Origin of the sequence: Pseudoalteromonas sp. SWYJZ12 (assembly GCF_015864395.1) — a bacterium.
Taxonomy (GTDB): domain Bacteria; phylum Pseudomonadota; class Gammaproteobacteria; order Enterobacterales; family Alteromonadaceae; genus Pseudoalteromonas; species Pseudoalteromonas arctica.
Window position 1 is genome coordinate 1 of record NZ_JADYXH010000020.1, and the last position, 24,133, is coordinate 24,133.

Annotated in this window: 18 protein-coding genes and 8 tRNA genes; 22 read left to right on the forward strand and 4 right to left on the reverse strand. The window is 39.4% G+C overall.

All coding sequences use genetic code 11. From position 1 onward, the window contains the following. The first annotated feature begins 1 nt into the window (after position 1). The 5 genes from I6F42_RS16680 (at position 2) to I6F42_RS16700 (ending at position 1,224) form a co-directional block, all read left to right on the forward strand. Positions 2 to 71: transfer RNA gene (locus I6F42_RS16680), tRNA-Glu, on the forward strand. 93 nt (positions 72 to 164) lie between these two features. After that, a tRNA-Glu gene (locus tag I6F42_RS16685) sits at positions 165 to 240 on the forward strand. A gap of 93 nt (positions 241 to 333) precedes the next feature. After that, positions 334 to 409 (forward strand) — tRNA-Glu (locus I6F42_RS16690). 183 nt (positions 410 to 592) lie between these two features. Then, a tRNA-Glu gene (locus tag I6F42_RS16695) sits at positions 593 to 668 on the forward strand. A gap of 289 nt (positions 669 to 957) precedes the next feature. Further along, on the forward strand, positions 958 to 1,224 hold the full coding sequence (locus I6F42_RS16700) for a DksA/TraR family C4-type zinc finger protein (RefSeq protein ID WP_007585315.1): 267 nt from the start codon (positions 958 to 960) through the stop codon (positions 1,222 to 1,224). 283 nt (positions 1,225 to 1,507) lie between these two features. Here the strand turns inward: I6F42_RS16700 and gloA are convergent, their stop codons facing one another. Continuing rightward, a complete protein-coding gene (gene gloA, locus I6F42_RS16705; protein WP_166379483.1) occupies positions 1,508 to 1,909 on the reverse strand; it encodes a lactoylglutathione lyase in 402 nt (133 codons plus the stop codon). 647 nt (positions 1,910 to 2,556) lie between these two features. On the opposite strand from gloA, the gene I6F42_RS16710 reads away from it, so the two are divergent. The 10 genes from I6F42_RS16710 (at position 2,557) to I6F42_RS16755 (ending at position 17,307) form a co-directional block, all read left to right on the forward strand. Next, the gene (locus tag I6F42_RS16710; protein WP_007585320.1) at positions 2,557 to 3,435 is read left to right on the forward strand and encodes an NAD(P)-dependent oxidoreductase; all 879 of its coding nucleotides are present in this window, start codon (positions 2,557 to 2,559) and stop codon (positions 3,433 to 3,435) included. A 148-nt stretch (positions 3,436 to 3,583) separates the two neighbouring features. Next, positions 3,584 to 5,842: a polysaccharide lyase 6 family protein gene (locus tag I6F42_RS16715; RefSeq protein WP_197152852.1), complete on the forward strand. Its 2,259-nt coding sequence runs from the start codon at positions 3,584 to 3,586 to the stop codon at positions 5,840 to 5,842. A gap of 5 nt (positions 5,843 to 5,847) precedes the next feature. After that, positions 5,848 to 8,058, forward strand: coding sequence for a heparinase II/III family protein (locus I6F42_RS16720; protein WP_024591531.1), 2,211 nt, complete (start codon positions 5,848 to 5,850; stop codon positions 8,056 to 8,058). Between the two features lie 5 nt (positions 8,059 to 8,063). Further along, positions 8,064 to 8,408 carry a cupin domain-containing protein gene (locus tag I6F42_RS16725; RefSeq protein WP_002962963.1) on the forward strand — a complete coding sequence of 115 codons (345 nt, stop codon included), beginning with the start codon at positions 8,064 to 8,066 and terminating at the stop codon, positions 8,406 to 8,408. Positions 8,409 to 8,410: 2 nt separating this feature from the next. Then, positions 8,411 to 9,718 carry an MFS transporter gene (locus I6F42_RS16730; RefSeq protein ID WP_024592292.1) on the forward strand — a complete coding sequence of 436 codons (1,308 nt, stop codon included), beginning with the start codon at positions 8,411 to 8,413 and terminating at the stop codon, positions 9,716 to 9,718. Between the two features lie 74 nt (positions 9,719 to 9,792). After that, positions 9,793 to 10,725 (forward strand): sugar kinase, encoded by a 933-nt coding sequence (locus I6F42_RS16735; protein WP_197152853.1) that lies wholly within the window; start codon positions 9,793 to 9,795, stop codon positions 10,723 to 10,725. Between the two features lie 428 nt (positions 10,726 to 11,153). Continuing rightward, on the forward strand, positions 11,154 to 11,771 hold the full coding sequence (gene eda, locus I6F42_RS16740) for a bifunctional 4-hydroxy-2-oxoglutarate aldolase/2-dehydro-3-deoxy-phosphogluconate aldolase (protein WP_007585331.1): 618 nt from the start codon (positions 11,154 to 11,156) through the stop codon (positions 11,769 to 11,771). 14 nt (positions 11,772 to 11,785) lie between these two features. After that, complete coding sequence (fbaA, locus tag I6F42_RS16745; RefSeq protein ID WP_007585332.1) at positions 11,786 to 12,868, forward strand: class II fructose-bisphosphate aldolase; 1,083 nt, start codon at positions 11,786 to 11,788, stop codon at positions 12,866 to 12,868. Continuing rightward, a complete protein-coding gene (locus tag I6F42_RS16750; RefSeq protein ID WP_010555334.1) occupies positions 12,865 to 13,827 on the forward strand; it encodes a class 1 fructose-bisphosphatase in 963 nt (320 codons plus the stop codon). Before fbaA ends, I6F42_RS16750 begins: the two co-directional genes overlap by 4 nt. Before the next feature lie 441 nt (positions 13,828 to 14,268). Further along, positions 14,269 to 17,307 (forward strand): TonB-dependent receptor, encoded by a 3,039-nt coding sequence (locus I6F42_RS16755; protein WP_197152854.1) that lies wholly within the window; start codon positions 14,269 to 14,271, stop codon positions 17,305 to 17,307. A 154-nt stretch (positions 17,308 to 17,461) separates the two neighbouring features. Here I6F42_RS16755 and I6F42_RS16760 read toward each other — a convergent pair whose 3' ends face one another. Both I6F42_RS16760 and gloB read right to left on the reverse strand, forming a co-directional pair. Then, the gene (locus tag I6F42_RS16760) at positions 17,462 to 19,042 is read right to left on the reverse strand and encodes a LysM peptidoglycan-binding domain-containing protein (protein WP_197152855.1); all 1,581 of its coding nucleotides are present in this window, start codon (positions 19,040 to 19,042) and stop codon (positions 17,462 to 17,464) included. A gap of 155 nt (positions 19,043 to 19,197) precedes the next feature. Further along, the gene (gene gloB / locus I6F42_RS16765) at positions 19,198 to 19,971 is read right to left on the reverse strand and encodes a hydroxyacylglutathione hydrolase (RefSeq protein WP_165735687.1); all 774 of its coding nucleotides are present in this window, start codon (positions 19,969 to 19,971) and stop codon (positions 19,198 to 19,200) included. A gap of 53 nt (positions 19,972 to 20,024) precedes the next feature. Here gloB and I6F42_RS16770 point away from each other — a divergent pair, with 53 nt between their 5' ends. Beyond that, complete coding sequence (locus I6F42_RS16770) at positions 20,025 to 20,810, forward strand: class I SAM-dependent methyltransferase (protein WP_101217180.1); 786 nt, start codon at positions 20,025 to 20,027, stop codon at positions 20,808 to 20,810. 162 nt (positions 20,811 to 20,972) lie between these two features. On the opposite strand, the gene rnhA is transcribed toward I6F42_RS16770, so the two are convergent. Beyond that, the gene (gene rnhA, locus I6F42_RS16775) at positions 20,973 to 21,437 is read right to left on the reverse strand and encodes a ribonuclease HI (protein ID WP_007378210.1); all 465 of its coding nucleotides are present in this window, start codon (positions 21,435 to 21,437) and stop codon (positions 20,973 to 20,975) included. A gap of 68 nt (positions 21,438 to 21,505) precedes the next feature. Here rnhA and dnaQ point away from each other — a divergent pair, with 68 nt between their 5' ends. The 6 genes from dnaQ (at position 21,506) to I6F42_RS16805 (ending at position 24,099) form a co-directional block, all read left to right on the forward strand. Next, a complete protein-coding gene (gene dnaQ, locus I6F42_RS16780; protein ID WP_007586004.1) occupies positions 21,506 to 22,219 on the forward strand; it encodes a DNA polymerase III subunit epsilon in 714 nt (237 codons plus the stop codon). 9 nt (positions 22,220 to 22,228) lie between these two features. Further along, the gene (locus I6F42_RS16785; RefSeq protein ID WP_010555338.1) at positions 22,229 to 23,599 is read left to right on the forward strand and encodes a TIGR03503 family protein; all 1,371 of its coding nucleotides are present in this window, start codon (positions 22,229 to 22,231) and stop codon (positions 23,597 to 23,599) included. A 97-nt stretch (positions 23,600 to 23,696) separates the two neighbouring features. Continuing rightward, positions 23,697 to 23,773 (forward strand) — tRNA-Asp (locus I6F42_RS16790). 27 nt (positions 23,774 to 23,800) lie between these two features. Further along, positions 23,801 to 23,877 (forward strand) — tRNA-Asp (locus tag I6F42_RS16795). A gap of 27 nt (positions 23,878 to 23,904) precedes the next feature. Continuing rightward, positions 23,905 to 23,981: transfer RNA gene (locus I6F42_RS16800), tRNA-Asp, on the forward strand. A gap of 41 nt (positions 23,982 to 24,022) precedes the next feature. Further along, positions 24,023 to 24,099 (forward strand) — tRNA-Asp (locus I6F42_RS16805). Positions 24,100 to 24,133: the final 34 nt, after the last annotated feature.

Below are 24,133 nucleotides of genomic sequence, written 5' to 3' on the forward strand. Positions count from 1 at the left end.
CATCGTCTAGAGGCCTAGGACACCGCCCTTTCACGGCGGTAACAGGGGTTCGAATCCCCTTGGGGACGCCACTTACTTATTTTAAATAGGGAAGTGAAGTGTTATTAAGAAAGCTCGCCTGAAACGAGTCTAAAAATTCAGTTGTCCTAGTGACACATTTATGTGTCCCCATCGTCTAGAGGCCTAGGACACCGCCCTTTCACGGCGGTAACAGGGGTTCGAATCCCCTTGGGGACGCCACTTACTTATTTTCAATAGGAAAGTGAAGTGTTATTAAGAAAACTCGCCTGAAACGAGTCTAAAAATTCAGTTGTCCTAGTGACACATTTATGTGTCCCCATCGTCTAGAGGCCTAGGACACCGCCCTTTCACGGCGGTAACAGGGGTTCGAATCCCCTTGGGGACGCCACTTACTTATTTTAAGTATTGTGTAAAGCAGTGTGACACCGCACTCTCTATGCACGACGTTATCAAGAGTACTAATCTCTTGGGGACGCCACTTACTTATTTTTAATAGGGAAGTGAAGTGTTATTAAGAAAGCTCGCCTGAAACGAGTTTAAAAATTCAGTTGTCCTAGTGACACATTTATGTGTCCCCATCGTCTAGAGGCCTAGGACACCGCCCTTTCACGGCGGTAACAGGGGTTCGAATCCCCTTGGGGACGCCACTTACTATTTTAAGTATTGTATTAGCAGTGTGATACCGCACTCTCTATGCACGACGTTATCAAGAGTACTAATTTCTTGAGGGCGCCAATTACTTGTTTTTTAATAGGGAAGTGTAGTGTTATTAAGATAAAATCCAAAAATCCAAAAATCCAAAAATCCAAAAATCCAAAAATCCAAAAATCCAAAAATCCAAAAATCCAAAAATCCAAAAATCCAAAAACATTCAGTACTTATAAAGATTCTATTTGGTAGCATAAATTTAAACATCCAACTTTATTAGGAGGATTTATGGCAAGTGGATGGGCACGAGACGGTGCAATTCAAGATCAAATTGATGCGAGTGTTAATGACGCCGTACAGTATGCAAGAAGCAATTTAATATCTGGCGCAAGTGCAGAGTTATGTGATGAGTGCGATGAGAAAATCCCACAAGCACGAAGGCTCGCGTTACCAGGAGTGCGCTACTGTGTTGTATGCCAAGCTGCAATAGAAGGTAATGATGCTAGCGCTAAATCGTTTAATAGACGTGGCAGTAAAGATAGTCAGTTGCGTTAAAAAGGTGCTGAAAAGCACCTTTTTATTTAATACCAACCTGCATAAATATTTGAACAATTTATAAAATTAAACCCCCCATAGTTATACCAACCAGCATAAATCTTTGATCAATTTAACGAATTAAATTGCACTATAACGTCGTTAAAAATTTTTTATTTAGAACAACTAGATACAAAAATTATTGCCTAGTCCTAGCGTAATTTTCTTAACGTTAAATAGACCCCATATATAAGCAGATTGGCATTAAGCAAATTGTTATAACTTGAACTAGTTGTTAAGTAATTTAAAATTTACTCATGTCATCTTTTTTCTGAATAAGTTCTATTGAATAACCATCAGGGTCTTTTACAAAAGCAATTTCAGTAGTGCCGCCTTTTACTGGTCCAGGTTCACGACTAACATTACCACCGGCTGCTCTAATATCAGCACAGGCCTTGTAAATATCATCAAACTCAATGGCAATATGACCATATCCATTACCCAGGTCGTAGCTATCCTCGTCCCAGTTATAAGTTAACTCTAATACTGTATTATCTGCTTCGTCGCCATATCCAATAAAGGCAAGAGTGTATCTGTATTCACTGTTATCAGCTCTGCGTAATTCCTTCATACCTAATACTTCAGTATAAAAAGCAATTGATTTGTCTAAATCCGCTACACGCAGCATAGTATGTAATAAACGCATTATTCAGTTCCTTTAGTGATTTTTCAAAGTTCAGTATATTTTTAACTAAGCGCTATTATTAAGCGCATTTTGTGGTTTTTATATGTATTAGCCATATATGTAGGCGTTACGTACAAATCACAACCTCAATACCATTTAGAGTTGGAAGCTGTTGACGTATGATCCTTATAATTTTACCAATAACATCAATTGTAAATTACCAATTAATGAACCATTTTATTGAATTTTGCATATTTAAATAAAGAACACTCAATTATTGGTCAACCTATTAGTATAAAAAAAGTTACTGATTGTTCAACAAAAGTTAACCTATGCCTGATTGGGTTTGTGATATCTAACTTTTTGTTTTTAATTGATATTAAATTTATTTGTATGTAATTTGTAAAAATATGGGATTTACTTGGTTAACTTATTGGTTGACAAAAAAGACGTATGGTAATACAGTTTTTGCATACCAATTGGTAAGTTGCTTGGTTTGAGTGAATACAATGTATTGGTAATTAATCAGAGTTACGTTTTGCACAGGTTAATTTATAAATAACTCAAGCTTAAAGTTACTCTACAAATTGAAACAAAGACACAGCGTATTTTAAAGTAGATTTTACTTGTTCTTATAAAAGTATGCGCCACATATTTAGGAGTTATTCATGTCAAAACCAGTCATCGGTTTCATCGGCTTAGGCTTAATGGGCGGCAACATGGCCGAAAATTTACAAAACAAAGGCTATGAGCTAATTGTTATGGACCTTAGCAAAGATGCGGTTGCAGCATGTGTCGCTAGAGGCGCAAAAACAGCAAGCACTGCTAAAGAGCTAGCTGAAGGTTCAGATATTGTTATGTTTTGTCTTACAACTTCTGCCGTTGTAGAAAAAATCATTTATGCAGAAGACGGTATCCTAGCGGGTATTAAAGAAGGTGCAGTACTAGTTGATTTTGGTACTTCTATTCCATCATCTACTAAAAAAATTGGTGCTGATTTAGCAGCTAAAGGCGCAGGCATGATTGATGCTCCTCTTGGTCGTACACCAGCACATGCTAAAGACGGCCTTTTAAACATCATGGCTGCAGGCGATATTGATACATTCAATAAAGTTAAACCAGTACTAGAAGATCAAGGTGAAAACGTTTTCCATCTTGGCGAGCTAGGTGCAGGTCATACAACTAAGCTTATCAACAACTTCATGGGCATGACTACAGTATGTGCTATGTCACAAGCATTTGCAGTTGCAGAGCTTGCTGGTGTTGACCGTCAACAACTTTTTGACATCATGTCGACTGGTCCATCTAATTCGCCGTTTATGCAATTTTGTAAAAACTATGCAGTTGATAATGTTAGCGACCTTGGTTTCTCGATTGCTAATGCAAACAAAGATTTAGGCTACTTCCTACAAATGGTAGAAGACCTAGGTACTGAATCAAAAATCGCTGAAGGTTCATCAGCTAACCTACAAGCAGCGTTTGACGCTGGTATGGGTCAAGGTAACGTTCCTGAAATTTTTGATTACTTCAAAAAGCTAGAAAAGTAATACTTCTCGACCTTATTGAGCGCTTTAAGCTTTTGGCTTAAGGCGCTTTAACACACATGACACCAATTGACTAAAGTCTTTGTGCAATGTCAGCTTTTTTAAATTCTGATGAAGCACTACTTTCAGTCACAACGAAAAAGAGTTAACTATGCGTTTGATTAACACAATAAAGCTTAGTCTAGTTCTCATCGGTTGCATATCCACACAAATAGCGGCCAAAGATTATTTTGTAGAAAGTAAACAAGCTTTTAATGATATCGCAGCTAATCTAGTTGCTGGCGACAAAGTAGTACTTAAAAATGGTACTTGGTCTGACTTCGAAATCCTACTTGAAGGCCAAGGTACAAAAAACTCTCCTATTTTATTGACCGCTGAAACTAACGGTAAAGTAATTTTATCGGGTCAATCGAACCTAAGACTTGCAGGTAAATACCTTGAAGCCTCAGGTTTAGTATTTAAAGACGGCTACACACCGAGCTCAGCTGTAATAGAGTTTCGTAAAAATAAAAATGAATTAGCCTACAATTCACGAGTTACTCAAACAGTAATCGATAATTACAGTAATCCAGACAAACGAGAGTCTGATTATTGGGTTGCATTATATGGACAACATAACCGCTTTGATCATAGTCATTTAGTTGGCAAACGAAATAAAGGTGTGACAGTTGCTGTTCGTTTAAACACTCAAGCAAGTCAGGAAAACTATCACCGCATAGACAACAACTATTTTGGCTACCGTCCAACTTTTGGTTCAAACGGTGGTGAAACCCTTCGTATTGGCACCAGCCATTACTCATTAACTGATTCACATACATTGGTAGAAAATAACTATTTTGAACGCACCAATGGTGAAGTAGAAATTGTTTCGGTTAAGTCAGGCAAAAACATTCTTCGTAATAACGTATTTTATGAAGCGCGCGGTACATTAACGCTGCGCCATGGTAACGGTAACCTTATAGAAGAAAATATTTTTATTGGTAATGGTGTTGACCACACAGGTGGTATTCGCGTTATCAATAAAGACCAAATTGTAAGAAATAACTACCTACAAGGTCTAACAGGGTATCGTTTTGGCAGTGGCTTTACTGTGATGAACGGCGTACCAAATTCATCTATAAATCGTTATCACCAAGTTGAAAATGCGACAATTGAAAACAACACATTTATAAATGTGCGTCATATTCAACTTGCCGCTGGTAGCGATGCTGAGCGTAGCGCTGCACCTAAAGATAGCGTAATGAAAAACAACTTAATCATAAATCAAGATAGTGAACAGCCATTTACAACATTTGATGATGTAAGCGGGCTGGTACTAAGTAACAACATTGCTGATACAAAAGTACTTTCTGAGCTAACGTACGGTGTAAAAAGAGAAAAAATCACGCTTAAAAAAGCAAGTAATGGTCTACTTTACCCAACATCTAAAAGTTTAAATGTAGGTGCAAAACGCGACTTAAAAGTACTTAAAAAAGAAGATACCGGTGTTAGCTGGTATGCAAAAGTACCAGCACTTGTTGAGTTTGATTCTGGTAAGACACATTCTGTTAAAGCTGATGTAAGTGCATTACTAGACGCTATTGATAATGCAGAGTCGGGCGATGTTCTAGAACTAGCGCCTGGCCAGTATGATGTTTCTAAACTGGTTAAAATTGATAAAACGTTGACAATTAAAGCAAAGCAGAACAAAAAGTCTAAACTTACTTTTCAACGCTCTACCTTGTTTGAAATACATGATGGCGGCAGCTTAAAACTAGATGGTTTATCTATTTCAGGTGAAAACGCGCCAGATGCAATAGGTAACAGCATTGTTCGTACGCAAAAATGGGGTATGGTTGATAATTACCGCTTTGTAATGACCAACTCAGAGTTAAATGCTTTAGATATTAATCATTCATTCCATTTCTTTATCACTGGTAAAGGTGCAATGGCTGACGAAATTATTGTTACAGGTAATACCTTTAATACAGTAACAGGTGACATTTTACGTCTAAATACTGAAATTGAAGACTTAGGTGTTTATAACGCGGAATACGTTATTGTAAATAATAATACATTTAATGATGTAGAAGGCGGTGTACTTAAGCTTTACCGTGGTGGTACTGATGAAAGTACATTTGGCCCTCATTTTGAAATGACAAATAACACGCTTAATAACGTCGGCCTTGGTAAGCGTAACAAAGAGCAAGCGAGCATTTATGTTCACGGTGTTCAGGTTACTAATATCAAAGATAATAAATTTGTTAAATCTGCTCCTATTGTTGTAGAGCACACAGTAGGCGAGCCTAAAACTGAAATCTCAGACAATACATTTGATGTAACTAAAGCACCAAGTGTTAAAGAACTAAGAGTTAAAGGCCCACATACAGCAGTATTAAAAAATAACAACATTTTAAATAAGGCAGGGTAAATACTATGTACTTATTAAAATGCCAAACAGGTTTTAAAATAGCGGCTGTAGCAGCACTTACATTACTTACATCATTGGGTGCGCATGCAGCGCACCCAAACTTAGTAATTACTACTGATGACGTAAGTCATATGCGCCAAGCAATAGGCAGCGAAGGTAAATTTTCTACTGCGTTTGAGCTATTAAAAGCGCAAGTAGACGAACAAATAGCTCAACCAATTGCGGTACCTGTACCAAAAGATGGTGGTGGTGGTTATACACATGAGCGTCATAAGAAAAATTACCAACTTATGTACAACGCGGGCATTATTTATCAATTAAGCCAAGATGATAAATATGCAAATTACGTGCGTGATATGTTGCTTGAGTATGCAAAATTATACCCAACGCTTGGTCTGCATCCAAAACGTAAAATGGACTCGCAAAATCCAGGTAAGTTTTTTTGGCAAAGCCTAAATGAAGCAATGTGGCTTGTGTACACAATACAAGCTTATGATCTAATTCATGACTCGTTAAATGCCGATAACATTAAAACAATCGAGGATGACTTACTACGTCCTGTTTCGTTGTTCACATCAGTAGGCCAACCCTCTACATTTAATAAAGTACATAACCATGGAACATGGGCAACAGCGGGTGTTGGCATGGCAGGGTATGTATTAGGTGAACCTGAGTGGGTAGAAAAATCATTATACGATTTAGAAAAGTCGGGTAAAGGTGGCTTTATTAAGCAGCTAGAAATGCTGTTTTCACCACAAGGTTACTATAACGAAGGTCCTTACTATCAACGCTTTGCACTATTACCCTTTGTAACGTTTGCTAAAGCGATTGAAAACAACGAACCACAACGAAAAATCTTTGAATATCGTGATGGCATATTATTAAAAGCGATTGATACGACGATTCAACTTAGCTACAACGGTTTGTTTTTTCCAATTAACGATGCAATAAAAAGTAAAGGTATCGATACTATTGAGTTAGTTAATGGTGTAACTGCAGCGTATGGATTAACTAACGACGCAGGCTACCTTGATATTGCTAAGCAACAAGACCAAATAATTCTCTCTGGTGATGGACTAAAAGTAGCTCAAGCACTTGATAACAACATGGCAAAACCTTATTCGTTTAAATCTGTTGCCTTCGGCGATGGTAATGACGGTAAACAAGGTGCTCTAGTTGTAATGAGAACGCAGGTAGGTGGCGATCAAGCTCTACTATTTAAACCTGCTGCACAAGGCTTAGGTCACGGTCATTTTGATAAACTAACATGGCAGTTTTACGACCACGGTAATGAAATTGTATCTGATTATGGCGCAGCACGTTTTTTAAATGTAGAAGCTAAATACGGCGGTCGTTATTTACCTGAAAACGAAACTTACGCTAAACACACTGTTGCGCACAATACGGTAGTGGTTGACGAAACAACGCATTTTAATGCAAATGTTGAAGTAGGAAATAGTAATTACCCTACACTTAACTTTTTCGAAACGAATGAATACGGCACGGTTTCAAGCGGCGAAATAAGCACAGCTTATAAAGGCGTTGATCTTGAGCGTACGCTTGCACTTATTAACTTACCTGAACTACAAAGTACAGTTGCACTTGATATATTTGATGTTGCAGCAAATAAAGCACATCAGCTTGATTTGCCTTTGCATTATAAAGGTCAGCTTATAGATACCAGCTTTGAGCTAAAAGCGAATGCAACACAACTGTCTGCATTAGGTACTAAAAATGGCTACCAGCATCTATGGCTTAAAGCTCAAGCGCAACCTCAAAGTGGTTTAGCTAAAGTAACGTGGTTAAACGAAAATGGTCGCTTTTATACGCAAACGAGTTTGGTGAAAGGTGATGAGTCTTTCTTGTTTACTCAAATAGGCGCAAACGACCCTGATTTTAACTTACGCAACGAAAACGGTTTTATTCGTCGTGTTGAGGGTCAAAAGCATCATAAATTTATATCTGTATTAGAGCCTCACGGTGAATACAATCCAAGTAAAGAATATACGTTAGAAGCTGTTAGTAGAGTTACAAAGCTTGAATATAGTCAGCAGGGCGATTTAACACTTGTTGAACTTGATATTAAAGGCAAGTCATATTTAGTGGCTATTAATAAAGCACCAACCTCAGCTAAAAATACATTCAATTATCAAAATAAAGAGTTCACTTTAAATGGCCGATTAGGCGTTTATATGATGAACAATAATCAGGAGTAAATAGGATGCAAAAGCAAAGCGCAAACTTTTCATTTGGCAACGAGACCGAAATTGAAGATTTAGGAAATGGTCTAAAACGTCAAATGCTAGGTTATAACGAAGAGCTAATGGCTGTTAAAATTTGGTTTGAGAAAGGGGCTATTGGTTATAACCATGCTCACAGACATTCTCAAGTAACGTATGTTGTTGAAGGTGAGTTCCACTTTAACATTGATGGCGTCACTAAAATCTTAAAACCGGGTGATAGCTGCTTAATCCCACCATTTGCTGATCATGGAGCTACCTGCCCAACAGGCGGAATCCTGATTGATACTTTTAGCCCAGCGCGTGAAGACTTTCTTGAGGATTAATTATGCAACTTAAAGGCTTACGTTGGTGGGTTATAGCGCTAATTGCGCTAGCTACCATTATTAACTATATCGACCGTCAAGCACTTAGTGTGCTTTGGCCGGACATCGTTGAAGATTTATTTCCTGATGAATCAGCGCTAGAACGCAAACAAATATACGCTAATATTTCAATTGTGTTTGTATTTGCTTATGCATTTGGTCAAGCCATATTTGGTAAAATATTTGACTGGGTAGGCACACGCTTCGGTTTTGTTTTATCGATAGGTGTTTGGTCTATTGCAACCGTTGCACATGCATTTGCACAAGGTGTACTTAGCCTTAGTATTTTTCGCGCAATCTTAGGTGTAGCAGAAGCCGGTAACTGGCCGGGCGCAGCTAAAGGTAATGCTGAATGGTTTCCTACTAAAGAGCGCGCCTTAGCACAGGGTATCTTCAACTCTGGCGCCGCAATTGGCGGTATTATTGCTATTCCTTTAATTGCTTATTTAACTATCTACTTTAGCTGGCAAATGGTGTTTGTTTTTGTGGGCGTATTAGGTTTTCTTTGGTTAGTGCCTTGGTTAATTTTAGTTAAAGCGCCGCCTAGCTCTCATCCTTGGCTTACTGCACAAGAGCGTGAATATATCTTAACAGGTCAAAGACGTGTTGATGATAATGGCGATGTAACAGGTGAAGACGAAGAAGAATATAACCCTTCAACTGCTGAGTTACTTTCTCGTAAGCAAAGCTGGGGTGTAATTATTGCCTCTGCTGCGATTGACCCTATTTGGTGGTTATTTGTTTTTTGGATACCTATTTACCTAAACGAAGTATACGGCATGGATGTTAAGTCTATTGGTATATATGGTTGGGTACCTTATGTTGGCGCTATGTTTGGTGCTTGGTTTGGTGGCTTATTAGCTCAAAACCGACTCAAAGCCGGTTGGAATACAGATAAAACACGTAAGCTAACTATAACGCTGGGCTGTTTAATTATGTTACCTGCATTACTTGCAATGGCAAATCCAGGCGGACCAACGACAGCGGTACTAATTATGGCTGTTATATTATTTGGTTTTCAAACTGCAATTGGTAACGTGCAAACACTACCAAGTGATTTGTTAGGCAAAAAAGCTGTAGGTACATTATCAGGTTTCTCTGGTATGGCGGCAAAACTTGGTGCTGTAGGCCTTACATCGCTTGTGCCTATTCTTACTGCTGATGGTAACTATACGCCAGCATTTGTTATTGGTGCTTCTTTAGCCATTATAGCAATGGCAGCTGTTTGGATTTTAATTCCAAAAATAGAACCTCTTAAAAAGCCTCAATAATCTAGATAATAACTGCTATGCCTACATGTTTTGTATAAGCGCATAGCAGTTAACTACATAGGGTAACTTCCAAGATGAAAAATATTTACTTTATCGGTGAATGCATGGTCGAGCTTAGAGCTATGAGCGCAGCCACACTACACCAATCATTTGCAGGCGATGTTTATAATTCTGCAGTGTATTTAAAACGTTGCTTCCCGCAGGTTACTACTTCGGTTGTTACGGCTTTAGGTCAAGATAATTTAAGTAAAAAAATGCTAGAACGCTTTGAAAGTGAACAAATAAATACACAACTCGTATTTGCTCACGATACCAAAGTACCTGGCATGTATTACATAGAAACCGATGAGCATGGTGAGCGTAGCTTTATTTATTGGCGTAATGATTCTGCAGCTAAAAAGGTTGTTGATTTTTTAGCTGCTGATGCACTCGAGCAACTTAGCCAAGGTGATATGTTTTTCTTTTCAGGAATTTCATTAGCAATAATTGAAGAAAGTGCACGTGAGCATTTTTGGAAAGTTGTAAAGCAGCTCAAAGATGCTGGGGTTAAAATAGTTTTTGATCCTAACTACAGAGCGCGTTTGTGGAATAGTGTAGAGGAAACTAAAGAGCAATATCATTTAGCCTTTACGCTTGCAGATATTACCCTACCTGGCGTTGAAGATTTAACAACACTTTATGACGTTCATAGCGTAGAAGCGGTTGTTGAATATTTAAAACCTTACCAAATTGAAGAAATTGTTGTTAAAAATGGCCCTGAATCAGTAGTGACAAAAGAGGGCAATACTCTTCAAAGCCACACTATAATACCGGTAACAAATGTTGTAGATACGACATCCGCAGGCGATGCTTTTAACGGTGTTTACTTAGGTGCTCGTTTATCTGATAAACCAATTTCGAGTGCTGTACAACTTGCTGCAAAAGCCGCCGGTGCGGTTATACAACAGCCAGGCGCTATTGCTCCAAAAGATATATTTCAGCTAGCAATGGTTGAAGCTGGTATCTGATACCAATTTTATTAAAAACATGATCACCTTAGCGTATTAAATAACTCACTAACTACGTTAAAAATTATTTATATAGAACAACTATGTATCATAATTTTAGCCTTGTTATTGAGCTATTTTCTTGTCGCTATAATAGCTCATTAATTTAATGCAATTGGTATAACAAAATAATTAACCTGAACTCTGGTTAAGAGATTTACTAACATATTGAATCATGGTGATATTTAAAATTATTTTCTCTAGCTAGAGATTTTCAGTGAAAACAAGGCGAATTTACGCGTCAATAGCGGGCCTATTGCAAGTAAATTCAACGCAGTTAGCGCTGAAAATAGCTGCTTGAGATAGATTTATTATCTAGAGTTCAGGTTAATCAAACATTAAAGGCCGCCATACCTCGGCCGCATTACTTTTTATAAAGGAACAACGTTATGACTCGCTTTTCTGAACTTATGTCAGGACAAACACTGCTACCTATAATTCAAGCTGATACGCCAGAGCAAGGTGTTCAAATAGCGAAAGCTATGGCTAACGCTGGCCTTACTTTAGTTGAAGTAGTACTAAGAACAGAGGCTTCTTTAGAAGCATTAAAAGCTATTAAGGCGCAAGTGCCAGAGCTAAAAGTCGGTGCGGGTACAGTCATAAATACTGACATTTTAGAGCAAGCACTTGAAGCGGGTTCTGACTTTATTGTAACGCCAGCGGTTTCTCCAGCGCTACTTACTGCTCTTGCTAAATGTAATGTGCCGGTACTTCCTGGTGTATCAAACACCGGTGATATTTTAATGGCGCTTGAATATGGCTTTGAAGAGCAAAAATTATTCCCAGCATCGCTTGCCGGTGGCGCTCCTTTTGTATCAGCTGTGTCGTCAGTATTTAGAGCAGTCAGCTTTTGCCCTACAGGTGGTGTTAGCGAAAGTAACAAAATGGACTATCTTTCTTTAAATAATGTATTCGCCGTTGGCGGTACTTGGATAGCGAAAAAAGAGTGGGTTGAACAAGAAAATTGGCAAGCAATTACTGATTCTTGTATCCAGGCTTTAAAATAGAAAGGATTTCATAAATGAATTATTTAGCCCCAACAATACTGCCAGGTGTAATCGTTGGCGATGAAGTAAGTGCTGTGTATGAACATGCGCGTACTAATCAATATGCGTTGCCAGCGGTAAATGTTGTTAGTACAACATCTATAAATGCGACGCTAGAAGCTGCTAAAAAGAAAAACTCGCCCGTTATTATTCAGCTTTCTAATGGTGGAGCTCAATTTTTTTGTGGTAAAAGCTTATCTTTACCGGAGCAACAATCAGCAGTGCTTGGGGCGGTAAGTGCTGCAAGATATGTACATTCAGTGGCAGCACATTATGAAGTAGCAGTGATGCTTCATACTGATCACGCAGCTAAAAAGCTACTACCTTGGATTGATGGTTTGCTTGATGAAGGTGAAAGACACTTTGAACTGACTGGCAAACCACTGTTTAGCTCGCATATGATTGATTTGTCAGAAGAGCCTTTAGAAGAAAATATCGAAATTTGTGAACGTTACTTAACGCGTATGGCAAAAATAGGTATGACGCTTGAAATTGAGCTTGGCTGCACGGGCGGCGAAGAAGACGGTGTTGATAACTCACACCTAGACAGCTCTTCTTTATACACTCAGCCTGAAGATGTTGCATTTGCTTACGAACGTTTAAGTCGTATTAGCCCTAACTTTATAATTGCAGCGTCTTTTGGCAATGTTCACGGTGTATATAAGCCAGGAAACGTTGTTCTTACACCAACTATTTTAAAAGATTCACAAGCTTACGTATCAGAAAAATTTAATCTACCAAGCAACTCAATTAACTTTGTATTTCATGGTGGTAGTGGTTCTGAGTACGATAAAATTGCAGAGTCTTTAACCTATGGTGTAGTTAAAATGAATATTGATACCGATACGCAATGGGCGTGTTGGACAGGTATTTTAGACTACTACAAAGATAACCAAGCATACCTACAAGAGCAAATTGGTAACCCTGATGGGGATGATAAGCCAAACAAAAAATACTATGACCCTCGCGTATGGTTGCGTCATTCAGAGCAAAGTATGGTTGCAAGACTAGAGCAATGCTTTGACGATCTAAATTGTGTAAATAGGTATAGCGCATGAAAAGACTAAATACAGTATTAAAAGAAGACGGTGTAGATACCGATCTTATTTTGCTTATTCGCACAATTTTAGCGACCAGTAAAGAAATTGCTTTTCGAGTAAGCCAAGGTGAATTAGCCGGTGTTTTAGGTTCAACATTGAATGAAAACATCCAAGGTGAAGTTCAAAAAAAGCTAGATGTAATTGCAAACCAACTACTTAAAGACATACTACTTGACGACAGCAGCGTTCGATCAGTTGCATCAGAGGAAGAAGATCATGCGGTAGGTGGCCATCCTGAAGGTAAGTTTATTGTTGCTTTTGACCCACTAGATGGCTCTTCTAATATTGATGTTAATGGGCAAATAGGCACTATATTTACTATTTACTTAGCCCGTGATGATGTTGCCTTCGACAGCGACGAGCAATTTAGTCAGCCTGGTGTAAATCAAGTATGTGCAGGCTATGTGTTATACGGCCCTTCATCATTACTTGTAATGAGTACTGGCGGTCCAACGCGTTGTTATACATTAGACTCAACGCATGGCGGTTATCTACTGACAAATAAGCAGTTAAGTGTGCCAGAGCAGAGTCGTGAATTTGCCGTTAATATGGCTAACTACCGTTATTGGGACGAACCGACACAAGTGTATTTTGATAAATTGCTTTACACCTGTGAAAGCTTTGAAAAAAGCTCAATGCGTTGGAATGCAGCGATGGTAGGCGACGTTCATCGTATATTATGCCGAGGCGGGTTATTTTTGTATCCGCAAGATAAACGCAGTGGTAACGATAACGGAAAAATAAGACTGCTTTATGAAGCAAACCCGTTAGCGCTTTTAGTTGAAAACGCAGGTGGTAAAGCAACCTCTAGAGGAACGCGTATTTTAGATATTGCGCCAACTAGCTTGCATCAACGTGTGCCTGTTGCTTTGGGCTCAAATGAGCCTGTAGAGTTTTATAATAACGCTATTTTATAAAGCATCACTTAGTATATAAATAAAGTAGGGGCAAGATAATAACCCCTACTTTTTAACAATTTATCTAACGCATTCCTAATATCCACTTCCCTTACTCAATCGGTATCAGAATCTAATTTCTTAAATACCTATTAAGTAACAGCATTAATTAATCCTTCAAACTTGGGTGTTATTAGCTCCGAGTACCTAGTTTTATTTGATTTAATTTTACTAATCATTCCTTGTTCTCAATTATTAGTATTCTTCGCTTCAAACCTATCTGACACCACGGTAATGATTGAAAGTGATAATTGGTATACCTATTGGTAATATTTAAATCTAAAATTGGTTGATCATCGTGCTGGGTTTAAGTATATTAATGTCAAAGGTCACATAAAATATACATCAGCATAACAAGCTAACACACTAAAATCACACAACAACAACCAGCGGAGAATTCAAATGTCGTTGAAGTCACGAGATAACAATAATTCTACAACAGGGCAGTTTGCAATGCGCCCAGTTGCAAAATGGGTAAGAACAGCGGTCATCGCAGGTATGGCAAGTTCTTGCGTATTTACAGCAAGCGCACAGGAAGATCAGGGAAAAGCGACAGAAGTTGAAGAAGACGTTGAAATAATTAGTGTTACAGGTACACGTAGAACGATACAAGACCAAATAGCAATTAAACGTGAAGCAACAACGGTAGTTGATGGCCTGTCATCTGAAGATATTGGTGATTTACCAGCACTGTCTATCGGTGAAGCACTGGAATCAATTACAGGTGCTGCATCTCACCGTGAAAACGGTGGTGCAACAGAAATCACTATTCGTGGTCTTGGTCCATTTTTAAGTGCAACGCATATCAATGGTCGTGAAGCGACTAATGGTAGTGGTGACCGCTCAGTTAACTTTTCGCAGTTTCCGTCTGAACTTGTAAAAAAAGTAGCAATTTATAAAACGCAAGATGCATCAATGATTGAAGGTGGTGTTGCAGGTGTTATTGCACTTGAAACAATAACTCCACTTGATTTTGGCAAACAACGTGTATCAGCTGAAGTTAAACTAAATTACAACCCAGATGAAGGTAATGTAGATAACTCACTTCAAAGTGACGCGGGTTACCGTGGCACGTTTAGTTATGTTGACCAGTTTGAATTTGATGACGGCCAAGCCGTTGGTGTATCGTTTGGTGTCCAGCGCCAAGATATTAGTCAACCAGAAGCTGAATACAGAAGCTCTAGCCCATCTGGTTCTTCATTATGGGCGTGTCTAAACGATCCAAATAATACCAATGAAGGTTTTTATCGAAGTAAAGCAGGCGACTGTGAAGATCAAGTAAGTGGCGAAAAATTAAAAAACCAAGGCTACCAAACCAAAATTGATTCACAAACGGGTAAAGCCGAAAGCGATGGTACTCCGTATGCTTGGACTGGCAGTAGCCGTAGTTACCGCCAAAACGAAACATCAGATGAGCGTGATGCCATGTTTTTTGCACTGCAGTACCAGCCGTCAGCTGATTGGGATGTTAACTTTGATGCACAAATATCAGATAGAACACAAAAAGAAGCACGCCACGATTTAATCTTTTTACAAAAACGTGCAACACCCGGTGTAACCGGACCAACACTTGTAACTAACGATGTAGGCGGTATTTTACATTGGGAAGGTGAAGAGCGCATTGAATCAGCGGGTGAGCAATTTTCTCGTGAAGAAAACTACCAAGGTTATGGCATAAATATAGAACATACAGTTACAGATAGATTAACTGTTGATTTAGATTTAGCGTACTCAAAAACAGAACGCGAAGAACTTCAAATATCTAACCGTGGTAGAACCTCAAGCCAAACTTTCTTTTCTTGGGACATGGGCGATGAGATCCCTCATTTCACACTGACAGATTTTGACGTAACAGATATTTCAAACTTTACAGATAGCCTAAGAACACGACTTGACCGTGAAAACGTACGTGAAAACGAAGTTATTTCAGCGCGATTAGATTTTGACTATGCGCTAGATGGCAATGTTTTTACCAGTGTTCAAGGTGGTATTAGAACATCTGAAATGACCTTCCTACAGTATGGTGGTGGCCAAGGTAACGGTTCAAGAAACGAATTTACACTAGACTCTGGTACTGAAGCGCTTGACGTATTACAAGGTTGTCAAATCGATTTCCCTGAATCAGGCTTTTTATCGAGTGTATCTGATGGCGATATCGTAACAAATGTTGATAGCGACGGTAACGTTGTAGCTAGCGGCACAGGTTCATCATGGGCTACTTACGACAACGTATGTTTCTCACAAGCTGTAGCGGGTTCTAACGTTGATGGTGTGTTTGCTTACCCAGAAGTTGAATATGAAAATACGGGTACAATTGATGTAACAGAAAAAACAACATCAGTGTACTTAATGGCTAACTACGATACTGAAATATTTGGCAAATTCATTCGCGGTAACTTTGGTCTTCGTATTGTAGACACAGAAGTAACTTCGATTGGTTTTAGAAATAGCTTTGACGTAGTAACAAGCGACACCGGTGTACTTTCTCTGGTTGAATCTGATAACGGTTCATTGGATAAAATAAAAAGCGGTGGTGACTACACTAAATACTTACCAAGCTTTAACCTAGTTATTGATTACAGCGAAGATATTTTATTCCGTGCAGGTATATACCGTGGTATGTCGCGTGCAGATCCATCTGATTTAGGATACAGCCGTACGTTCGAAGAAGATAAAGATGGTACAGCAACTTCAATCAGCGATTTATTAGTCGGTGTAAATGGTTCTGGTAACCCAGACACTCAACCGCTTATGTCGTGGAACTATGATGCTGCGTTTGAATGGTACCCTAACGAAGATTCAATCTTAGCGTTAAGCTTATACTACAAACAGTTCAACGGCGGCTTTCAGCAGCAAACAGTAATTGAAGATTTTACTGTTGGTGGTGAAACAGTTTCATTACCAATTACTAACTCTGTTACGTCAGACGATGACAGTGAAATACTAGGTCTTGAAGCTTCATTTTCTTACCGCTGGGATAATGGCATCGGTATGAAATTTGGTTACAACTATGCAGACACTGATTTTGAGTTCCAAGATAGCTTATACGGCGATACGTTTGAGACTGACGTAGATGGTAATACTACACAGTTAACTGACGGTATTATTGAGTCGGCTTCAGTACCTGGTTTCTCAAAGCATGTATTTAGCAGCCAGCTGTACTACCAAATTGGTGGATTTGATACTGCTGTTATTTACAAATATCGTAGTGAGTATTTCCAACCATATACTACAAATGGTACTCGACTTCGTTATGTTGATGGCGTAGGTGTGTGGGAAATGCGCGCATCATACAAAATCGATGAGCACTTCAGAGTTAAAGCAGAAGCAATTAATTTGTTCAGCGCACCTAAATCACAAGATTTCTTTGTTGAAGGTAACCTTGGTGAGGTGAATGACTACGGCCCACGCTTATTCTTAGGTTTAAGCTACAAGCTGTGACTGTTGTTTTAGCTTAATACACACTAAAAAGTAGCGCATGCGCTCCTTTTTAGTGTGTATTAAGTAGTGAATTATACCAATTGCATTAAATAAGTGAGCTATTTGGAATCTATTTTATGCGATAGGGTGATTATGTTTTTTAATAAAATTGGTATTAACTACTTCTGACATCTACTTTAAGTTTTAGCTTTTGGCCAGGTTGTAAGTATTTTTGACCGGCTAAGTTATTCCACTTAATAATTTCGTTAACGCTTAGATTAAATTTAGACGCAATACGTGCAAGTGAGTCACCTCGGCGTACTTTGTATGTAATAGTACGGTTGGTGCTTGCCGTTGCTTGTGGTTTATTAGCTGACTTATACACAGTTAGTTTTTGATTTAGGCGCAGTACAGAGTTTTTCTTTAGCTTATTCCATTTAGCCAGCTCATCCATAGTTACGTCATATTCGCGGCTAATGTCCCATAACGTGTCGCCACTTTTAACTGTGTGCGAAAGCTTTGTGCGAGTTGCTTTATTAGCAGCTAAACGCATCTGCTTTGGTAAATGTTCGCTATTTATAGCGCCATCAGTAAGCGGGACTAATAACTCTTGGCCTACTTTAATCGTATTTGATTTGAGTTTATTAAGCGATCGGATTGCGCTTGAGCTTGTTGTAAACTTTTTGGCAATTACCGATAAGCTGTCGCCTCGAGCCACAATATAACGCTGCCAGCGTAATCTGTTTTTAACATCAGTGTTTGCTAGTTTTTGGCTAAATTCCTCTGCTTTATCAACAGGCAATAATAAAGAATGAGGGCCATTTGGATCAGTTGCCCAGCGGTTAAAACCAGGGTTTAATCTGTATAGCTCAGTAAGCGTCATATCAGCCATATCAGCAGCAAGCGCTAAATCTATTTGCGAGCCAACATCAACCACTTCAACCACTTGTGCATTCATTACTGGTTGCCATGTAACGTTAAAATCATCTGAGCGTTTTAATAAATCGGCAAGTGCTAATAACTTTGGTACGTAGGCTGTTGTTTCGCTTGGTAAATCAAGAGACCAAAAATCGGTAGGTAAATGCTTTTTACGATTCTTTTTAATCGCGCGCATTAAACGCCCTTCACCTGAGTTGTAAGCAGCAATTGCATTTAGCCAATCGCCTTCAAGTGTTTTATGTAAATACGATAAGTAGTCAAGTGCTGCGCGAGTCGACTGCACTATGTCGCGACGACCGTCGTACCACCAGTTTTGTTTTAAATCGAATCGCTCACCGGTTGCAGGCATAAACTGCCAAATGCCCGATGCGCTGCGATTAGAATAACCAAATGGGTCAAATGCACTTTCTACAATAGGCAGTAGTGCAATTTCGATTGGCATTTCGCGCTTTTCTACTTCTTCAACGATAAAGTGTAAGTAAGGTTCTGCACGTTTAGAAATACGATCTAAATAGGCTTGGTGGCGAGCGTAATAATTACGTTCAGTAACAACAGGGCGGTTTTGCGGTATTTCGATAGAAAGTTGGTAGCGAATTCGCTCCCACACATCATCAAACACGGGAGCTTCTTGCTCATCAGGGTCAACTTGCTGATATTGTGCGTTTACCATCAATGCATTGTTAATGTCGTTAGGACTTGCGCCTTCGAGTTGTTGGTTTGCTTGCGTGGCGACTTGAGAGTCTGAGTCTAGAGTTGTCACAGTTTGACAACCACTTAGCGCTAACGCCAAGGCTACTAATAGGGGAGATTTATTCATAAATACCAATACATCGGGTAAAAAACTCGGCGAATACTACCTGTTATGAGTTAACATTGCCACTTAATGACTTTTTAAAACGCAGAAATAGAATCATCACTATATCTTAAGTTAATGATTCTAATAAAATAAATATTAAAGTATTAGTTTGTGCATTAAAAATTGTCTTTGAACTGCCTCAGACTAGCAAAGTTTCCCCAAGGTTCATTGTTTTTTGTAACCGAGATGAATTTTTCTGGCACTAACTCTGTAATGGTTGGCAAATCGCTACGCATAAATGGATTTATTTTTAGCTCCTGTCCAATAGAAGTGGGTAGGGAAATTTGGTTATTACTGCGTAATTCATCTACTTTTTTACTGTACGCAAGGAGTTCTGGGTTACGTGGTTCAACCGCTTTGGCAAAGGCAAGATTAGCTTGCGTGTATTCGTGCGTGCAATACACACTGCAGCTTGCAGGCAGCTCTCTTAGTTTATTAAACGATTCCCACATTTGCTTTGGCGTGCCTTCAAATAAGCGCCCACATCCACCGCTAAACAATGTATCGCCTGTAAAAGCAAGTTCATCATTTGTATAGCAAATATGATCAAGCGTGTGCCCAGGAGTTGCCAAAATATTAAAGTTAATATTAAGTACACTGATGCTTTGACCATCAGTGAGTGCGTGAGTGATGCCTTTAAATGGACTATTTGCGGGGCCATAAACCGATATATCTGGATAGGCGTCAACTAATGCAGCTACGCCATCAGTGTGGTCGTAGTGATGATGCGTAATTAAAATACCACCAAGCGTTAGTTTGTGCTCAGCTAGATACGCTAATACGCTCTGTGCTTGGCCTGGATCGACTACCCATGCTTGGTTACTATTATCGGTAGTTAAACACCAAATGTAATTATCAGAAAAGGCTTTAATTGCTTTGACTTGCACCATGGTAAATTGCTCTATAAAGTGACACTTACCGCATAGTATAACGAGCTCAAAAAATGAAACCAGCCCTTAGTTTTCAAGAAGGACCCAAACCACTGTCGTGGCAACAGTTTCCTCATGGGGATTATTTGCGCAAAGATATTGAACGCAAAATGGAGCAATGGCTGCCGCGTATGTTTGGCTATCATATGCTTAAGCTAGGTAATTTAAGTGGCGAATTAAATACAAGTATAAGTACGATTAAACACCAGGTGTGTGTTGCAGAGCCTGGGCCTTACACTGGGGTAGTTGCTGACATAGATGAACTGCCATTTTACGAGCACAGTATTGATGCATGCATACTAAGTCACTGCTTAGAGTATCATTCAGACCCACATCACATTTTACGAGAAGCACATCGCACACTTATTCCGGGCGGCTATATAGTAATTACGGGATTTAATCCGTTTAGTTTGTGCGGACTTGCACAAATGCTGCCTTTTAGTGGTCAGAAATTACCATGGACGGGGCGCTTTTTTACCCCTGCGAGGGTTAAAGATTGGCTAAACTTACTTGGTTTTGAAATTGTAAGTGACGAACGTTTTATTTATTCATCACTGGCAAGAGGTAATAGGCTATCAAGATTTGAGTTTTGGCGGACTTTTGCAAAACAGTATTTAAAACCGATGGGCAGTGTTTATATGCTGGTGGCACGAAAAAGAGTTGCGCCACTTACGCCAATAAAACCTAAGTGGCATGCAAGGCCGCAGTTTGCGCCAGTAAAAGGGGCAGGGCTTAGACAAACGTCAAAGCAACACTTTAAATCGTGCGAGCAAGAAAATAATACCAATTGCATTAAATAAGTGATCTATTATAGCGCTAAGAAAATAGCACATTAACAAGGCGAAAATTGTGACATGTAGTTGTTCTATATGAATAATTTTTAACGCAGTTAGTGAGTTATTTAATGCGATAGAATGAACATGTTTTTAATAAAATTGGTATAACAACTAGCTTTGAATAAATTAAGGCTGGTAGCCTACATCTTCTAGTAAATCTTTACTGCCAGCGGCATCGCGCGCTAAATCGTCAACTATTTCGTTGTACTTATGGCCGCTATGCCCTTTAACCCATTTCCAGGTTACATTGTGCTCGCTACAGGCTTTATCTAGGCGTTTCCATAAATCGACGTTTTTAACCGGCTTTTTAGCTGATGTTAACCAGCCACGTTTTTTCCAGTTAGTGATCCACGATTCAATACCTTGCTTAACATATTGGCTATCGGTTGTTAGATTTACTTCGCATTCTCGAGTGAGTGATTCTAGGGCTACAATAGCCGCGAGCATTTCCATTCGGTTATTCGTTGTGAGTTTATAACCTTGGCTCATTTCTTTTTCGTGGCCGTTATAAATCATAAAAATACCATAACCGCCGGGGCCTGGATTACCTAAACATGAGCCATCGGTGTAAATCTCTACGGTTTTTTGCACTGTTTTACCTTGATCTTATGTACAATAAAGTGATTATAGAAAGATACCAGAATCAGGCTAAATTCGATATGGCACGTAGACAAATAGTTTTAGATACAGAAACCACCGGCATAGACCCTAAACAAGGGCACCGTATTATAGAAATTGGGTGTGTGGAGTTAGTAAATCGCCGTTTAACAGGCAATAACTTTCACGTTTATATAAACCCACAACGCCCAAGTGAAGAAGAAGCAATCGACGTTCACGGTATCACTAACGAATTTTTACGTGATAAACCGTTGTTTCATCAAATTGCCCAAGAGTTTTTCGACTATATTGAAGGGGCAGAGTTAGTTATTCATAACGCACCGTTCGATGTTGGTCATATGGATAACGAATTTGCGCTGCTTAATCAGGGCTATCCTAAAACAGATACTTTTTGTCAAGTTCTCGACACGCTTAAAATGGCGCGTGACTTGCATCCAGGTCAAAAGAACAACCTTGATGCATTATGTCGTCGTTACGATGTAGATAACGGTAAACGAACGCTTCACGGCGCGCTACTGGATTCTGAGATTTTAGCCGATGTGTACCTTGCCATGACGGGTGGTCAAACAAAGCTAAATTTGAATCAAAATAAAGATGACGGCAGCGAGCAACAGAAGGGCGGTATAAAGCGTTTAAATAGTGATAGAGCCCCATTAGTTGTATTACGAGCAAGCGACGCTGAGCAAAGCGCACACGAAGCACGATTAGATCTTGTAAACAAAGAAGGCGGCCAGTGCATATGGCGCGCTGAATAAGGCGATTTAATGAAAACGATGTATTTTGTAACAGCGTTATGTGCCGCTAGTTTATTTACTGGCAATGCATATGGCGTAAAACAAGTAGAAGTGCTCAAGCGCGATGGGCATCAAAATGAGATCCCTTTACTTGATAATCGTTTTCGCATAGATAGCAAAATAGATGAAATAACACTGCTTTTTTTTAGAAAATCAGGTGCACCTGCTGTTATTTTAGTGAGGCCCGATGGCAGTAAGTACTTTGCTACTGACTCAGTTAAAAACCCTAACTTAGATTGGTTTGATGAACTCAGCTACGATTTAGTAACCATAAAAAAACCTATGGCAGGTCCTTGGCAAGTAATAGGCAGTATTTTACCCGACAGCAGAATAGTTGTATTAGGCGAGATATCTCTTGAAGCAGAGCCTCTTCCTTCAATGTTGTTTAGGGGGGAGACAATAAAAATCACCGGAAAAATACTAAATGACGGTGAGCCAATTAACACAAACCTATTTAGAGATGTTGTTAGCCTTAATGTTGACTTTGTAAGTACCAACAATGAAAACTTTGCTAACTTTGGCGCAGGCATTCAAGAAGTAGCGGAATTTAAAGACGATGGACGTGGATTTGATGAGCGTTCTAAAGATGGTGTGTTTACCGGCGAGTTTACTTTAGATTTTCCTGCGGGTGAATGGACACCAGAGCTTTACGTGGCAACACCTCTGCTGCAGCGTCGCATTGTGCAAAATACAATAGAAGTGCACGAGCCACCTTTTGTAACCGAAGTCGCGTTAGCAGAGCAAGACACAGACGAGCATCTGTTAACTATAAATATAGACCCAAGTATTGTTAAGCCAGAAACAGTCATCATCCAGGGAAAAATCTACTATCCCAATAACGAAGAGCAAATGTTTACCATAGATGCTGCTGCTAAAGACTCACGACAACTTAGTGTTAAAAATTATGATTGGGGTAGATATAGTGTTGAACTGTCTGTTTTTGGCACTAATATTAATGGTCGTGAATTTATGGCAACGCTACCAACGTATAAATTTGAGATAGAACGACCCATAGAAGCGGTGCCCGAAATTGATCCGGCAACGATTATTACGCCAGATAAAATGATTGAGAGTGAGCCTGTTGAAGAAAAAATGGCCACATCTACAATTATTAGTTTAATTGTAGGCTGCAATACGCTCATTTTATTACTCGGTTGGTTGTTAATTCGTATATTTGTTCAGAAAAAACCGATTAAATTTAAAGTGAAGCTGCCTTTTTTAAAGAAAAAGAAAACAAGTGAAGGTGATGTTGCCGACACAGAAAAAAATCAAGTCGGTAAAAACGGCTCAAAAAATGACAGATCAGGTGAAATTTTAAACCTTTCGATGACAGATGACTAAAAAACCTATAAAAAAACAAAAAAGCCCTTGACGAAATAGGGGTTGGTTCGTATTATTCACGCCGCTGTCAGGGAGACCTAAACAGCAACGGAAATATGGAGTGGTAGTTCAGTTGGTTAGAATACCGGCCTGTCACGCCGGGGGTCGCGGGTTCGAGTCCCGTCCACTCCGCCATTTTCGTAAAACTTGTAAGTAAAAGCTGGAGTGGTAGTTCAGTTGGTTAGAATACCGGCCTGTCACGCCGGGGGTCGCGGGTTCGAGTCCCGTCCACTCCGCCATTTTCGTAAAACTTGTAAGTAAAAGCTGGAGTGGTAGTTCAGTTGGTTAGAATACCGGCCTGTCACGCCGGGGGTCGCGGGTTCGAGTCCCGTCCACTCCGCCAACACTTACACAACGTATGGTTGTAAAACATATTCTTATTATGGAGTGGTAGTTCAGTTGGTTAGAATACCGGCCTGTCACGCCGGGGGTCGCGGGTTCGAGTCCCGTCCACTCCGCCAACAAATTAAGTAATAACAAGTATAATGATATCTC

What these genes read in the sequence shown, in the direction of transcription:
- I6F42_RS16700 (WP_007585315.1), top strand. Translation starts at nt 958, where the DNA reads ATGGCAAGTGGATGGGCACGAGACGGTGCAATTCAAGATCAAATTGAT.
- gloA (WP_166379483.1), bottom strand. Translation starts at nt 1,909, where the DNA reads ATGCGTTTATTACATACTATGCTGCGTGTAGCGGATTTAGACAAATCA.
- I6F42_RS16710 (WP_007585320.1), top strand. Translation starts at nt 2,557, where the DNA reads ATGTCAAAACCAGTCATCGGTTTCATCGGCTTAGGCTTAATGGGCGGC.
- I6F42_RS16715 (WP_197152852.1), top strand. Translation starts at nt 3,584, where the DNA reads ATGCGTTTGATTAACACAATAAAGCTTAGTCTAGTTCTCATCGGTTGC.
- I6F42_RS16720 (WP_024591531.1), top strand. Translation starts at nt 5,848, where the DNA reads ATGTACTTATTAAAATGCCAAACAGGTTTTAAAATAGCGGCTGTAGCA.
- I6F42_RS16725 (WP_002962963.1), top strand. Translation starts at nt 8,064, where the DNA reads ATGCAAAAGCAAAGCGCAAACTTTTCATTTGGCAACGAGACCGAAATT.
- I6F42_RS16730 (WP_024592292.1), top strand. Translation starts at nt 8,411, where the DNA reads ATGCAACTTAAAGGCTTACGTTGGTGGGTTATAGCGCTAATTGCGCTA.
- I6F42_RS16735 (WP_197152853.1), top strand. Translation starts at nt 9,793, where the DNA reads ATGAAAAATATTTACTTTATCGGTGAATGCATGGTCGAGCTTAGAGCT.
- eda (WP_007585331.1), top strand. Translation starts at nt 11,154, where the DNA reads ATGACTCGCTTTTCTGAACTTATGTCAGGACAAACACTGCTACCTATA.
- fbaA (WP_007585332.1), top strand. Translation starts at nt 11,786, where the DNA reads ATGAATTATTTAGCCCCAACAATACTGCCAGGTGTAATCGTTGGCGAT.
- I6F42_RS16750 (WP_010555334.1), top strand. Translation starts at nt 12,865, where the DNA reads ATGAAAAGACTAAATACAGTATTAAAAGAAGACGGTGTAGATACCGAT.
- I6F42_RS16755 (WP_197152854.1), top strand. Translation starts at nt 14,269, where the DNA reads ATGTCGTTGAAGTCACGAGATAACAATAATTCTACAACAGGGCAGTTT.
- I6F42_RS16760 (WP_197152855.1), bottom strand. Translation starts at nt 19,042, where the DNA reads ATGAATAAATCTCCCCTATTAGTAGCCTTGGCGTTAGCGCTAAGTGGT.
- gloB (WP_165735687.1), bottom strand. Translation starts at nt 19,971, where the DNA reads ATGGTGCAAGTCAAAGCAATTAAAGCCTTTTCTGATAATTACATTTGG.
- I6F42_RS16770 (WP_101217180.1), top strand. Translation starts at nt 20,025, where the DNA reads ATGAAACCAGCCCTTAGTTTTCAAGAAGGACCCAAACCACTGTCGTGG.
- dnaQ (WP_007586004.1), top strand. Translation starts at nt 21,506, where the DNA reads ATGGCACGTAGACAAATAGTTTTAGATACAGAAACCACCGGCATAGAC.
- I6F42_RS16785 (WP_010555338.1), top strand. Translation starts at nt 22,229, where the DNA reads ATGAAAACGATGTATTTTGTAACAGCGTTATGTGCCGCTAGTTTATTT.